Annotated in this window: 12 protein-coding genes and 2 pseudogenes; 13 read left to right on the top strand and 1 reads right to left on the bottom strand. The window is 39.4% G+C overall.

Annotated elements, in window-relative coordinates:
* Positions 1-2: 2 nt before the first annotated feature.
* Together AC1TO9_RS16165 and AC1TO9_RS16160 are read left to right on the top strand one after the other, a co-directional pair.
* Entirely contained in the window at positions 3-1,592 is a 1,590-nt protein-coding gene (locus AC1TO9_RS16165; RefSeq protein WP_482059851.1) for an AAA family ATPase, read from the top strand.
* A 1-nt stretch (position 1,593) separates the two neighbouring features.
* Positions 1,594-2,325: an HNH endonuclease family protein gene (locus AC1TO9_RS16160; RefSeq protein ID WP_482059850.1), complete on the top strand. Its 732-nt coding sequence runs from the start codon at positions 1,594-1,596 to the stop codon at positions 2,323-2,325.
* 64 nt (positions 2,326-2,389) lie between these two features.
* Here the strand turns inward: AC1TO9_RS16160 and AC1TO9_RS16155 are convergent.
* Positions 2,390-2,494 (bottom strand): annotated as a pseudogene (locus AC1TO9_RS16155) (ATP-binding protein); the annotation flags it as partial.
* Between the two features lie 488 nt (positions 2,495-2,982).
* Here AC1TO9_RS16155 and AC1TO9_RS16150 point away from each other — a divergent pair.
* The 11 genes and pseudogenes from AC1TO9_RS16150 to ahpF all read left to right on the top strand — a co-directional run bounded on the left by AC1TO9_RS16150 (position 2,983) and on the right by ahpF (position 13,991).
* Entirely contained in the window at positions 2,983-3,213 is a 231-nt protein-coding gene (locus AC1TO9_RS16150) for a hypothetical protein (protein WP_482059849.1), read from the top strand.
* Between the two features lie 551 nt (positions 3,214-3,764).
* Entirely contained in the window at positions 3,765-3,995 is a 231-nt protein-coding gene (locus AC1TO9_RS16145; RefSeq protein ID WP_482059848.1) for an SEC-C metal-binding domain-containing protein, read from the top strand.
* Between the two features lie 3 nt (positions 3,996-3,998).
* On the top strand, positions 3,999-4,229 hold the full coding sequence (locus AC1TO9_RS16140; protein ID WP_482059847.1) for a hypothetical protein: 231 nt from the start codon (positions 3,999-4,001) through the stop codon (positions 4,227-4,229).
* Positions 4,186-4,500 (top strand): hypothetical protein, encoded by a 315-nt coding sequence (locus AC1TO9_RS16135; protein ID WP_482059846.1) that lies wholly within the window; start codon positions 4,186-4,188, stop codon positions 4,498-4,500. The genes AC1TO9_RS16140 and AC1TO9_RS16135 overlap by 44 nt, the downstream gene beginning before the upstream one ends.
* Before the next feature lie 7 nt (positions 4,501-4,507).
* Entirely contained in the window at positions 4,508-4,705 is a 198-nt protein-coding gene (locus AC1TO9_RS16130; protein ID WP_482059881.1) for an aldo/keto reductase, read from the top strand.
* 104 nt (positions 4,706-4,809) lie between these two features.
* Positions 4,810-5,433, top strand: a complete 624-nt coding sequence (locus tag AC1TO9_RS16125; protein ID WP_482056314.1) for a polysaccharide deacetylase family protein — start codon at positions 4,810-4,812, stop codon at positions 5,431-5,433.
* A gap of 270 nt (positions 5,434-5,703) precedes the next feature.
* Positions 5,704-5,946: pseudogene (locus AC1TO9_RS16120) on the top strand (IS5/IS1182 family transposase); the annotation flags it as partial.
* 398 nt (positions 5,947-6,344) lie between these two features.
* On the top strand, positions 6,345-9,968 hold the full coding sequence (locus tag AC1TO9_RS16115; RefSeq protein WP_482059845.1) for a X2-like carbohydrate binding domain-containing protein: 3,624 nt from the start codon (positions 6,345-6,347) through the stop codon (positions 9,966-9,968).
* A gap of 350 nt (positions 9,969-10,318) precedes the next feature.
* Positions 10,319-11,569, top strand: coding sequence for a mechanosensitive ion channel family protein (locus AC1TO9_RS16110; RefSeq protein ID WP_482059844.1), 1,251 nt, complete (start codon positions 10,319-10,321; stop codon positions 11,567-11,569).
* A 313-nt stretch (positions 11,570-11,882) separates the two neighbouring features.
* Entirely contained in the window at positions 11,883-12,446 is a 564-nt protein-coding gene (gene ahpC / locus AC1TO9_RS16105) for an alkyl hydroperoxide reductase subunit C (RefSeq protein WP_482056317.1), read from the top strand.
* Positions 12,447-12,461: 15 nt separating this feature from the next.
* Positions 12,462-13,991 carry an alkyl hydroperoxide reductase subunit F gene (gene ahpF, locus AC1TO9_RS16100; protein WP_482059843.1) on the top strand — a complete coding sequence of 510 codons (1,530 nt, stop codon included), beginning with the start codon at positions 12,462-12,464 and terminating at the stop codon, positions 13,989-13,991.
* Positions 13,992-14,004 lie beyond the last annotated feature (13 nt).

The following is a 14,004-nucleotide window of genomic DNA, read 5'->3' as shown; positions in this document are numbered from 1 at the left end:
ATATGCAAATATTAGAATGTAAAATCGATGGTTATAAATTCTTAATGGATTTCGAGATTAAATTTAATGTCAGTGAAAATGGAAGTTCAACAATTTTAATAGGTGAAAATGGAACAGGTAAATCAACAATGATTGAAGTAATATTAAGAATACTAGCTTCTTTTGATTCGTCAGCAATTGCTAAGGAACGAATCTTTAATTATCATTTAAAATATCTTTATGCAGGAGAAATCATTTTCATTATTAAACAAGGTAGCGAATATAGTCTTTCAATTGAAAGTGAAAAATATTATATAACAGGTTCATTAGCTAAGTTGAAAAAGACACTTCAAAAAGACAAAAGGGATATATTTCCAAAAAGAGTGGTAATCTTTTATTCGGGAACACAAAATAATTTGCTGCCCATATATAGAAATGTTGATAAAGTATATGTCCAAAACTGTAGAAAAACTATAATCGATTACATTAATTTAATTTCGTCTAAGAGAGTTGATGAAATATTAATACCTTATTTCCCAGATAGAAAATACAACTACTGTTATGAAAGTATGACTCCAATATACCTTACTTCAATTTTACTAGACAATTCTGAGAATACTTATGAAAAAGATATTTTGAAAAAAGATTGTCATATTGAAAAAATTGAGAGAATTGATATTGTGATCAACCTGAATAAGTTGAATCACATATTTAAAAATGATAATGACAAACAAGGCGTCCCTGAGTTATTTTGGAAAATATTAGAATTCATTGAAAGCTCTTTTGTTGAACTTTTTAGAAGTAGCATTTTATTTAGAGATAAGAATAGAATTCACTTTGCATTAAGTGAATTAGACACGTTAGACATGGACAGAATTACCATTTTCAACACCTTCGAAAAATTATCAACTCTTTTTGATGCGAAATTTGATGTTACTGTCAAATATGGTGAGTCTGATGTACAGGTAAGTGAAATGAGTGAGGGACAACAACAGTTATTTAGAATTTTCGGCATGCTTGGTCTATTCAAACATGAGGATACCTTTGTCATTATGGACGAGCCTGACGCTCACATGAACCCAAAATGGAAGTATGACCTTAAAAATATTATTGATGAATGTCTGAAAGGTGTAACAAATACTCAAGCATTGATTGCAACCCACGATCCTCTTGTGATTAACGGAGTAGAAAAGGAGTTTGTTAGAATATTTAATATTGATATGGTTACTGGCTCTTATCGAACGAAAGTAAATATTCCTACAGAAGATACAAGAGGAATGGGAATAGACGGACTTTTGCAAAGTGAGTACTATGGACTACAAACTTCCTATGATAAAGATACTTCAGATAAATATATTAGAAGACAAGAACTATATATTAAACTTATAAATGACAATATAACTAATGAAGAGAAAGAAATATTACGATTACTTACAAAAGATTTAGGATCGCTACCTTTTTCAAATAATACAATTGATTTTTTGTATGACGATTTTATAAAAGAGTATAGAGATACAGAATATTACACGAAAGAGTACCTAACTTTTGATGAAGTTGTTACACGGCGTAATAAGATTAAAGGAATCATTAATAAGCTTTTTGAGGGGAATTAAAATGCGTTATGTAGATACAATAGAGTTATATAAGAAACGAGATAGCTGGGGGCACGGTGCGGAGCTTTGGAAAAATGAAACTTTAAAGAAAGACTTCAGAGATGCTTTTTACAATAAGTGTTGGTATACTGAAGTCCCTTTGTTGGGTCAAGATGTTCATATTGATCATTTTAGACCGAAAGCAACTGTAGAACCGTTTAGAGATTATAATCACAATGAACCTTTAAAAGGCATAGGTTATTTTTGGTTAAAGAATGATATATCTAATTACAGAGCTTGTTGTATTTATGCGAATCGTAAGACAGGTGAAGGTGGGAAAGGTACTGCTTTTCCACTAAAAAATGAAAGTCAGTTCTTAACAGAAGGTGGAAATGAAAATGAATTTTCAATGCTTTTGGATCCTCTTAAAAAAGAGGACGTTGAACTCATAACATTTTTTGGTGGACAAGTACATTATGCTACCGAGGATAATTACGAAAAGCTAAGAGTTGATGTATCAATAGAAATATATAATTTAATAGATCCGTACATAAAAAAACAAATATCAACGACTTGGGATAATGTTGAAAGGATAATTAAGGCGTATGATGATGAACAAATAACTAGAGATTATTGCATAACTCAACTTAAAGACGCAATTTCTCGTGAATCCCCATTTTCAGCCTGTGCAATAGCGTGTATTAATTCTTTGGCACCTGATGAAGTTAAAGCTGTACTGGATCTAGAATTATGAATGTACTATTGAGATAATATCAATGTATGATATAAATGTCTCTTTTTCCTTGGTCTTCCATTGTTTATTGGAGACTGTAGGATCCGCAGTCAAACAAAAGGATATGAGAGTTGTGGGTAAGTCGATCGAGTAATGCAGTGGTTAGCGCTGAATCACCAAAAACTGTAGAAAGTATGTGTTAATAAAGTACGGGGCGACTCAGCATATTCTTTCGGTGCTAGCTATTGCTCCGCAATGACTTTCAGGTGACATCAAATCTGTAACTACACCCATCGCGAAGCGCATCTTATGTGTCGATATTTTCGGACAGGGGTTCGACTCCCCTCGCCTCCATATGTATTACCAGTGACGGCCACCATTTGGTGGCCGTTTTTGTATTATTTTACTGCATTTCATATCTGGATTAGCAGATGGGTATGGTATAATAGTTGTAAAATAGAAACTCAAATTAGAGTGAGGTGTGCTTAATGCTACCACAAAGAGAAAAGTTACAAGGTCTATTAAAAAAGGCAAATCAATAGGCAATAGACCAGGCGAAACAGGCTGGAGCATCTATTTACTATATAGAAGATGGCAAGCGGATGCGAGAAGATTCCAGTGGGCAAAAATTTGAAATCATTTACGATATAACTGGGAAGCGTACTGAACTTGTGTATCATGACTAATGATCAAGCTATAATGACCGTTTTTGCGGGTACCAATGGGGCGGGGAAAAGTACAGTCAGTTTTCAAATGAAGGATTACGTTGGGGTTATCATTGATCCAGATCAGATAGCAAGGACCATAAATCCGGATAATCCAAGAAATGCAGATTTATCTGCTGGTCTTGTTTTATTTTACAGGGTGATACAGCATATGCTTTCGATGCTAGCCATTGCTCCGCAATGACTTTCAAGTGACATCAAATCTGTAACTACACCCAACGCGAAGCGCATCTTATGTGTCGATATTTCCGGACAGGGGTTCGACTGCCCTGGCCTCGATATGAAAATCCATAACCAAATGAGGTTATGGATTTTTCTTTTCAGGAATATGAAGATAGACTCTATGTAACAAAACTGAGCTGACGTTCCCCAAATTTGTGGTCAAATGTTACTACGCTTGCAACTATAATCTTCCGAAAAAAGCTGATATTATTTAAAGGAATAACTCACAGAGGAAGATTAGAAAATATGATAGAGTATTAAAGGCGATTGATGATCAATGATTTCTGAAGTGCTTTATCTTCGAGGGGGGATTATCAAATAGATTTTGTAGAGAAAAACATAACAAGTATGCCGAATAACTCAAAATAATGATTTTAAGCGGGCCTGTCAAGAAATAAAAAGCAAACGTTTCAATATAATCAACTGTTGCTCAGAAAAATCTTTTAGACCGAAAGAAAGTAGTTGTTCTTAACATTACTTCATTTGCATCTGAAGGTAATCCTCGAGAAAAGTATGAAGGTCTACTTGATCATCTTTTGGAAAGTGTTCGCACCGCCCAACCGACCTGGCCTGAAATTCACAGTTTTCACAAGGAGGAACAAATACCTTTTTCAAAGGGCGTATCGAGCTTTAATTTTAAGAGGAGAAGTAGAAAATATGTTGAATGTAAAACCCAAATTCCTGGATGTGATAGGGAGAAACGATCCATGCTTTTGCGGAAGCGGATTGAAATATAAGAAATGATGCATGAATAAGTCAGAGAACGAACGAAGGCACATTTTCGAGGATATCAATAATCCAGTCGTGAATGAGTGGTTATTCTATTACTATCCTATAGGTCAATTCTCAGCTGCCATGCTAATGCACGCAAGATTGTTGACGCCCGAGTTAACTCAAATTGCCTCAAACCTAACAAGGTCAATTACAAGTATGGGTGAAGAAGAGGCAAAACAAATACGTATGGAACACGGAAGATGATGTTCTGATTGAACAAGGTATTCAGTATCTTCATCAATGCTCTGAGTTTCCTCTTCATGAGATTGAAAAGCTGGCGGCAGAAGCGCCAAACCCATATATACGTTCTGTTTTATGTTTGCTACTCGGATTTAAAGGTCCAGAAACTGTGTTGCCAATTATTTGGAGACAATTTCACTCTCTTAGATCACATTATCCTTTGGAGAATTACAAGGAGTGGCCACTGTGTGGTTTGGATGAATACGGTCGGAGGTTTGGCTTGTTGAAAAGTTGACGACAGTATTGGTACAAATCTTTCCGTGCTGGCACTGGCATGGATACTAAGAAACCCTCAAATTAGTAGCTTGATCACCGGTGCATCAAGACCAGAACAGATCGAAAATAATATTGCTGCAAGCGGCCTTACATTATCGGAAGAGATATTGAATGAAATTGAGCATATTCTGGATTACAAACCCTTTGTTCGCAAAATAGGATAATGATTGAATGGCAATTCTACACGAACTTCAAAAAAAATGACTGGCATTGCGCTGTAGCAATGCCGGTTGGTTTCAAAAGTATCCATAATCGGGGGAATATCATAATGGTCAAATTATCGTTGGTACATAAGGTTCCAATCCAGGAAAAGGCCGTCGCCTTTACGTTTGATGATGGGCCACATCCGTTATATACTCAACAGCTGTTGGACATTTTTCACAAGGTTAATGGCAAAGCAACATTTTTTATGATTGGTAAAGAAATTAATATGTTCGAGGATATCGCAGCAAAGGTTCATATCGCCGGGCATGAGCTTGCCAATCATACCTACTCGCATCCTGATTTGACAAAACTGACGGTAGACGAAGCGCGGGCTGAATTGCAGCAGGCGGATGAGACGATTCGCAGGGTAACGGGGAAGCCTGTATTGAACTTCAGACCACCATTTTTTGGTGTTAATGACGATATCTTTTTGCTTGCAGCAGAATTCGGATACCGCTCGATCGGTGCCGTGAACGGTGAGGCGAAGGATTGGGAGCAGCCAGGTGTTGATTTTATTTTGGATCATACGAGGCCAACCATCGAAAATGGCAGTATATTTTTGTTTCATGACGGGTATGGCGAACGCTCTCAAACGATTAAAGCTGTCCAGGTATTGGTGGAAGAGCTTGCTGCCGAAGGTTATCGGTTCTTGACCGTAAGCGAGCTGCTTGGACTCGCTAATCTCTAGCTATAAAATGATGTTCCGAAGTTGAGTTATGATTTTTCTCCATACTTATTACCCCAGAAGGGGCTGTCCCAAAAGCTATGAAATAGCTAGGGACAGCCCTTTTAACATAATAGAAAGTATAAGTTTCAAGCACGAACTTAAGGTAGCCCAAAAAACAGGGTTAAGGTACAACTTTGTACCCGAACGAACAGCTAGATAAGAAGCTTGATCTGGGTAAGGTTAAAGATCAAGAGTTTTCTGCTGCAGAAAAGTTGAAGGTGATGGAGACCGTACTTTCGTCCCATTTGTAAAGAGGGCCATTCTTATTGATACGACAGCTATGACTAGAAATACAAAACTATAAAATACACGCAACGAAAAAAATCGATGATCATCCAAGAAGATACACCATCCCTGCTCGTGGTAGTGACAGTTATTATGAATTGTATAAAAAAAACCGCGGTCGAATGAGTAAATGCATTCTTGAAAGAATACTTTCAATTGAATGACATTCGTCATCGAGGTGCATTAGCTCACTTTTTTTAAAATGAATGCGTTAATATTCGGTTGATCTGATTACTGTGAAGATGATTTATGAAATTGATTCAATTGTTTATAAAATGTAATTCGAGTTACAGATTGATCACTTTAAGTTAATATAAACTAAACTAGTAGTCGATAAGATTATATAGATTGTTATAGGTTAACGATTTGCTCTAATGCAGATATGAGGGGCGACTCCAAAACATAAAAAATTGTTGAGCTGAATCTCAAGCAGTAGCTTTCAATGAGATAGCAAGGGTTATGCGCTCAAGCTCATTACATATTTAAGGTTGAGAAGGTGAGGGCTATTATAAACTCTGATACGAAACGTTTACGTTTACTAGTAACGAGGATCCTCTATACGAAAGGAATGAAGAACAGTGATAAGATTGAGTAGAAAAATAGCAATTATAATGTTGGCGATTATTTTAACATCAGGCAGTATTCCGGGAATATTCAGCGCAGGAATCGGCGGCATATCGACCGTTGCAGCGGCTACAAACATCTCCAGTCAAGATGGAATTGGATATAGCGGCCCCATTTTTGGAAATGAAGTGGTAGGTACTACTTTTACAGGGTACCAGTCTTGGCCAAGCGGCTTAACAAAAGGATCTTCTGCCTTTGTTGGTGGAGTGTATGACGGTACGAGTATATGGATGATACCTTATAATGCTAACGAATTAGTCAAGGTTAATCCATCTACAGGAGAAATGACGGGATACAGTAATTGGCCAGGAGGCTTCACTAAAGGTAGTAATGCTTTTGCTGGAGGCGTGTATGATGGTACTAACATATGGCTAATTCCATATAGTGCAAATCAGATTATTAAAGTTAACGCTGCTACAGGAGAAATGACGGGTTATAGCAGTTGGCCAGATGGATCGAGAGGAAGCGATCAATTTATTGGAGGTGCTTTCGACGGTACCAACATATGGCTTGCCCCCTATTATGGCAGTCGCTTAATAAAGGTTGATACAACGACTGGAGCAATGACTAGTTACAATAGTTGGCCAAGCGGAACGATCCTTGGTAGTTATTCATTTTATGGTTCGATATTTGATGGTACTAGTATTTGGCTCATTCCGAACAGTGCAGATCGACTAATTAAGGTTGATCCCCAAACAGGTGAAATGACGGGGTACAACAATTGGCCTAGCGGATTTTCCAAAAGTACAGATGCATTTTGGGGAGGTGTCTTCGATGGAACCAATATATGGATGATACCTCATAATGCTACTCATCTAGTTAAATTTGATACGAAAACTGGAGATATGACCGGATACAACGGATGGCCTAGAGACTTTGCAAAAGGGAGCAGTAGTTTCACTGGCGGCGTGTATGATGGTACTAGTATATGGCTCATTCCAAGTAATGCCGATCGACTAATCAAGGTTGACTCGTTAACCGGTGAAATGGCGGGATACAACAATTGGCCTAATGGTTTTACAAAAGGTGGAAGTGCGTTCCTTGGCGGCGTGTATGATGGGGAAAATATTTGGATGATTCCATTTATGGCTGACCGTCTTATGAAATTTGGGTATAGTACCGAATTGAGTGGACTTACGCTGAGTAGCAGTACATTATCACCAACATTTAGTTCGGAAACAACAAGCTACACGGCAAGCGTCGATAATGATGTGACGAACATAAATGTAACGCCAACGACTGCGGATGTCGGAGCAACGATGACGGTGAACGGCGTCTCTGTAACGAGCGGTCATCCTACAGCTATAGCGCTAAACGTCGGGGACAATACCGTAACGGTGATTGTTACATCAGGTAACGGTAATACGAAAACGTATACCGTCACGGTGACGAGGGCTGCAACGGACAGTATAATTACGTCAAACACAGCGAGCTTCGATAAATATGCCTCAGCATCAGCTTATACTGACATTACAGTACAACTAGGTCTATTAGGCAACACGTTCCAAGGTATCGAAGTTACTGGTACACCAGTAGCTTCAAGTGAATATGACGTGAACGGTGCTGGTGATGAGGTCACACTGAAGAAGGAGTATCTGGCAACGCTAGGCACAGGAGCACATAGCTTTGACTTCAGCTTCAGTGCAGGCAACGATGCAACGCTAACGCTCACGGTAAGCGACAGCACGCCAGGGAATAGTACAATCACCCCAAGCATAGCGAGCTTTGATAAATATGCTTCAGCACCAGGTTATGCAGATATTACAGTCCAGTTAGATTTGCAAGGCAACACGTTCCAAGGCATCGAAGCGGGAGGAACGTCAGTTTCTTCAAGTGTCTATGACGTGAGCGGAGCGGGTAATGAGATTACGCTGAAGAAGGAGTATCTAGCAACACTAGGCACAGGAGCACATAGCTTTGACTTCAGCTTCAGTGCAGGCAACGATGTAACGCTAACGCTAACGGTAAGCGACAGTACACTAGCAAATAGCACAATCACACCAAGCACAGCGAGCTTTGATAAACATGCATCAGCATCAGGTTATGCTGATATTAAAGTACAACTAGGTTTATTAGGCAACACGTTCCAAGGTATCGAAGTTACTGGTACACCAGTAGCTTCAAGTGAATATGACGTGAACGGTGCTGGTGATGAGGTCACACTGAAGAAGGAGTATCTGGCAACGCTAAGTACAGGAGCACATAGTCTCGTATTCAGGTTCAATGCGGGAAATGATGCGGCTTTTACCATTACCGTACTGAACTCTACGCCGGCCCCAACTACGCCGGCCCCAACTACGTCGGCTCCAAATACGCCGACCTCAACCACGCCTACAGACAATAATCAGCAACAAAACAAATTGAACATTACGGTAGATGGCGAGTCCAATCTGCGCCTCTGGAATGGGACGATTGTAAAAGAAAACGGTAAAGAAGTCTTAAAACTTACATTGGATCCAAATGAATTTATTCCATATGTTCAACAATTGGCTAGAGGAGAAAAGTTAAGTGTCGTAGTCAACTTTGCAATAGAGCATATATTGATTGATATTGATGGGGATACGATAGATCTTCTGATCGATAAAGGGATCGTATTTCAAATCGTGACAGAAGATGGAACGATGATATGGGATGCAGCTAATGAGGATTTAGCAAAAATAAAAGCTCAATTGGGTGTTACTGAATTTGATCAGGGAGTAAATTTAACATTTGTCATTCGTGAACAGTCGAGTACACCCTATCCATTCCTTCACAATATGTCTATCGTTGGCCAACCACTAACGATGTTTGTTTATTACGAGAAGGATGACAAAGCTGTATCTCATGTTGAAAGCAAGCATTACAACAAACGTACTTTACTGCTAGGTTCATCGATGGAACTGAATAATGCAACTGCTGTCGTGATAGCAGAGGATGGTTCATTTGTCCGTGTACCGTCGAAAATCGTTGTGAAAGATGGAAAGCGTTATGCTGAAGTTTATACGTTTGTGGATGGAACGATTGCACTAATTTCACATCAGCAAAGTTTTGGAGATATTCAGGAACATTGGGCAGAAGCAGCTATCGAGGAATTTGCAAGCCAATTGATTGTGAATGGTAAAACGGAAACGACTTTTGCGCCCAATGCGGATGTAACAAGAGCGGAATTTACAGCAATATTGGGTAGAGCATTGGGGTTAATTAGCGCTCCATATCAAGGCCAGTTCGATGATCTTCACTCTGAAAACTGGGCAGCAGCTTCGATACAGTCTGCAATGAATAGATCGCTCATTCAAGGGTATGAGAATGGCTCGTTCCTACCTAATCAAAGCATGACAAGAGAAGAAGCGATCGTGGTCATAACGAGAGCATTGCAAATGAAAGGGGTTAAAATTGCCTTATCAGATGATAAAGTCGAACAAATTTTAGGGCAGTATCATGATGCAGATAAGGTATCTGGGTGGGCAGAAAGTGCAGTGGCTGTGGCAATAGAAACGGGCTTACTGCAAGGGAAAACTACTCATACACTAGCATCACAAGACCCTGTTACTCGAGCTGAAATTGTAATCATTATTCGTAGAATGCTTGAATATGCAAACTTAATTTAATTGTCTTATTGTCTAGTACAATCAGAACGGGTTAGATTTCGCGACCTTTCCAACATACTTAGCATCACATTTCTGCGAATCGTGGTTTTGCATAGCCACGATTCGCCTCGCCTCCATACTTAATCAGTGAGACCACCTATTTGAACTGCACCTCCAATTGTTAGTTGTGTCTAACATTCGGGGTGCAGTTCAATTTAGGTGGTTTTTTGTTTTTGGCAGTTATACCAAGCCGCTTCTTAAATTTTTACACTTTTCCGAATAAGCCTAGAGATGTTTTATTTTGAACTTTGCTTAGCACTAGAATCTAATCTATAATAATAGGCTAATATATACTGTGTTAGGAGGAAACAATGGAATTTATCAAACATCAACTAGACGGATTTGGCATGAGTGAACAAACCATTGGATATCTTTCGAATATGATCATGGTTGTTTTTATAGCTGCGGTCTCGATACTGGCCAATTTTATAGCCAAAAAAATCGTGCTGAAGACGATTATTCACTTCATTAATAACAATCGGTACACGTGGGATAATATCATGTTGGAGAAAAAAGTATTCCGCAAGCTGTCGCATCTCGTGCCGGCGCTCATCATCTATTATTCTGCGTCCATCTTTCCGACCTATCAAGCTTTGATTGAAAAAGCGGCATTAACGTATATGATTATCGTAACTATGATGGTACTTAATGCACTGCTCAATGCTATTGATGCGATCTATCGTTCGTTTGAAGTCTCCAAGATCAGACCGATTAAGGGATACATTCAGGTGGTGAAGATATTTCTGTTTATCATCGGTGGCATTCTGGTTATCTCGAACCTCATCGGCCAGAATCCCTTGATTATTCTCAGTGGGCTTGGTGCCTTATCGGCCGTTCTGATGCTAATCTTCAAGGACTCCATATTGGGCCTGGTGGCAGGCGTTCAATTATCATCGAATGATATGGTGCGTGTCGGTGACTGGATTGAAATGCCTAAATATAATGCGGATGGAGATGTCATCGACATTACATTAAACACGGTAAAGGTTATGAATTTCGATAAGACGATCACGATGATTCCGAGCTACGCCCTCATTTCAGACTCGTTCAAGAATTGGAGAGGCATGCAAGTATCTGGCGGCAGAAGGATTAAGCGAAGCGTCTATATCGAGACGAGCAGCATAAGGTTTTGTACCATGGAAATGATTGAGGAGTTTCAGAAGATTCACTACCTTACCGATTATATCACGATAAAATTAAATGAAATCAACGCGTACAACATGGAACATCAGATTAATGAGGAGAGCAATGTGAACGGTAGACAGCTTACGAATGTAGGTGTATTTAGAGAATACATCTATCAATATCTGAGGAATCATCCAAAAATTCATAAGGATATGACCATGATTGTCAGACAGTTAGCGTCGGGAGATAACGGACTGCCAATTGAAATCTATGCTTTCAGCAATGATACCAACTGGGGCGTGTATGAATCGATTCAAGCGGACATTTTTGACCATATCTTTGCAGTTGCACCGACATTTAGGCTTCGTACCTTCCAGAATCCAACGGGCCATGATATCGTCCAACTAAAAGAAAGCACGCAATTTTCACGAGGATAGTGAGATATGATTTCGAAGTATATACCGTATGTAACCCCCCACCACAAGAGGCCGGGGGTTTTGCTTGTGTTTGAAATGGTAGTCATCTTTAAGCAATGAATACTATGGCTTAATTAGCAGCATAATGAATGATGAGTTAAATCATTTTAGAATGTTCACTGAATTGTTAATTATAATCGTTCTAAATTACTTGACAGATTATATTATTTAGTTGATAATAATGATTATAAAGTATATTTAAGTTGTTTTGTATGAAGGCCTGAATATGCTATGTTAATACTAAAAAATAGAACTTAAGAGGAGAATATAAATTATGTCACTTATCGGAACAGAAGTACTACCATTCAATGCATCTGCATTTCAAGACGGTAAATTTATCGATGTTACTGAGGAAAATTTAAAAGGTAAATGGAGTGTAGTTTGCTTTTATCCAGCTGACTTTACATTCGTGTGTCCTACTGAGCTAGAAGATCTACAGAACCAATACGAAACTCTAAAAGAACTTGGTGTTGAAGTGTATTCCGTTTCAACGGATACTCATTTTACTCATAAAGCATGGCATGCAAGCTCTGAAGCTATTGGTAAGGTTAAGTATATTATGATCGGTGATCCTTCACATGTAATCTCTCGTAACTTTGATGTATTGATCGAAGCTGACGGTCTTGCTGATCGTGGTACATTCATCATTGACCCAGACGGTATTATCCAAACTGTTGAGATTAATGCAGGAGGCATTGGCCGTGATGCAAGTGCTCTTGTTAACAAGATCAAGGCTGCACAGTATGTTCGTAACCATCCAGGTGAAGTTTGCCCAGCGAAATGGTCAGAAGGTGGAGCAACACTTAAGCCGAGTCTTGATCTCGTAGGCAAGATTTAAGGAAGGTGCGTAAATATGAAACTAGATAATGAACTGAAATCTCAATTAGAACAATACCTCCAGCTATTAGAAGGTAATATAGTGTTAAAAGTCAGCGTAGGCAATGATGAAGCATCTGAAGAGATGTTGTCTCTGGTCGAAGAAATTGCGAGCATGTCTTCTATGATAACGGTGGAGAAAACACAATTATCTAGAACACCAAGCTTTAGTGTAAATCGTGTAGGTGAAGATACAGGCGTAACCTTTGCTGGAACTCCATTGGGCCACGAATTCACATCATTAGTACTTGCGTTACTGCAGGTTAGTGGAAGAGCTCCAAAGGTTGAGCAAAGCGTTATTGATCAGATCAAAAGCATTCAAGGTGAATATACGTTTGAAACTTATATCAGCTTAAGCTGTCACAATTGTCCTGATGTTGTACAAGCACTGAACTTGATGAGCATTCTTAATCCTGGCATTACTCATACCATGATTGATGGTGCAGTATTCAAAGAAGAGGTTGAAAGCAAAAACGTTATGTCTGTGCCAAGTGTTTACCTTAACGGTGAATTCTTCGAAAGCGGTCGTATGACGGTCGAGGAGATTCTTGCCAAGCTGGGTAATGCTCCTGATGCATCAGAGTTTGACAATAAGGAACCTTTTGATGTACTTGTTGTTGGCGGCGGCCCAGCAGGTGCTAGTGCAGCGATTTATGCAGCACGTAAAGGGATTCGCACAGGTATTGTTGCTGATCGCTTTGGTGGTCAGGTCAACGATACTATGAGCATTGAGAACTTTATCAGTGTGAAATATACTGAAGGGCCTCAGCTTGTAGCGAATATTGAACAGCAAGTGAAAGAGTACGACATCGATGTGATGAAATTGCAACGTGTTAAGCGTTTAGAGAAGAAGGATCTCATCGAAGTTGAACTCGAAAACGGTGCTGTACTAAAAAGTAAGACGGTCATCGTTTCGACAGGCGCTCGTTGGCGTAATATGGGTGTACCTGGTGAAGAGGAGTTCAAGAACAAGGGCGTGGCTTATTGCCCGCATTGTGATGGTCCTTTGTTCATTGGTAAAGATGTTGCGGTTGTTGGTGGCGGTAATTCTGGTATTGAGGCAGCAATTGATCTTGCAGGGATTGTGAACCATGTAACGGTTCTTGAATTTGCACCCGAGCTCAAAGCTGATGCTGTTCTACAAGATCGTCTTTACAGCCTGCCTAACGTTACTGTACTTAAGAACGTGCAGTCCAAAGAAATTACCGGAACGGACAAGGTTAACGGTATTTCCTACATGGATCGCGATACAGAAGAAGTTAAGCACATTGAATTGCAAGGCGTGTTTGTACAGATCGGCCTTGTACCAAACACAGATTGGTTAGGTGACACGGTTGAACGCACTCGCATGGGCGAGATCGTTGTAAACAGCCATGGAGCTACTAACCTTTCTGGAGTGTTTGCTGCTGGCGATTGTACCAATAGTCCATTCAAGCAGATTATCATTTCTATGGGATCTGGTGCTACTGCAGCGTTAGGTGCTTTCGATTATCTAATTCGAAATTAATCGATATATATTA

This window comes from Paenibacillus sp. Y916, assembly GCF_056786435.1.
The sequence above is the reverse complement of the archived record's forward strand: the minus strand, read 5'-3'. Positions and strand labels throughout refer to the sequence as shown.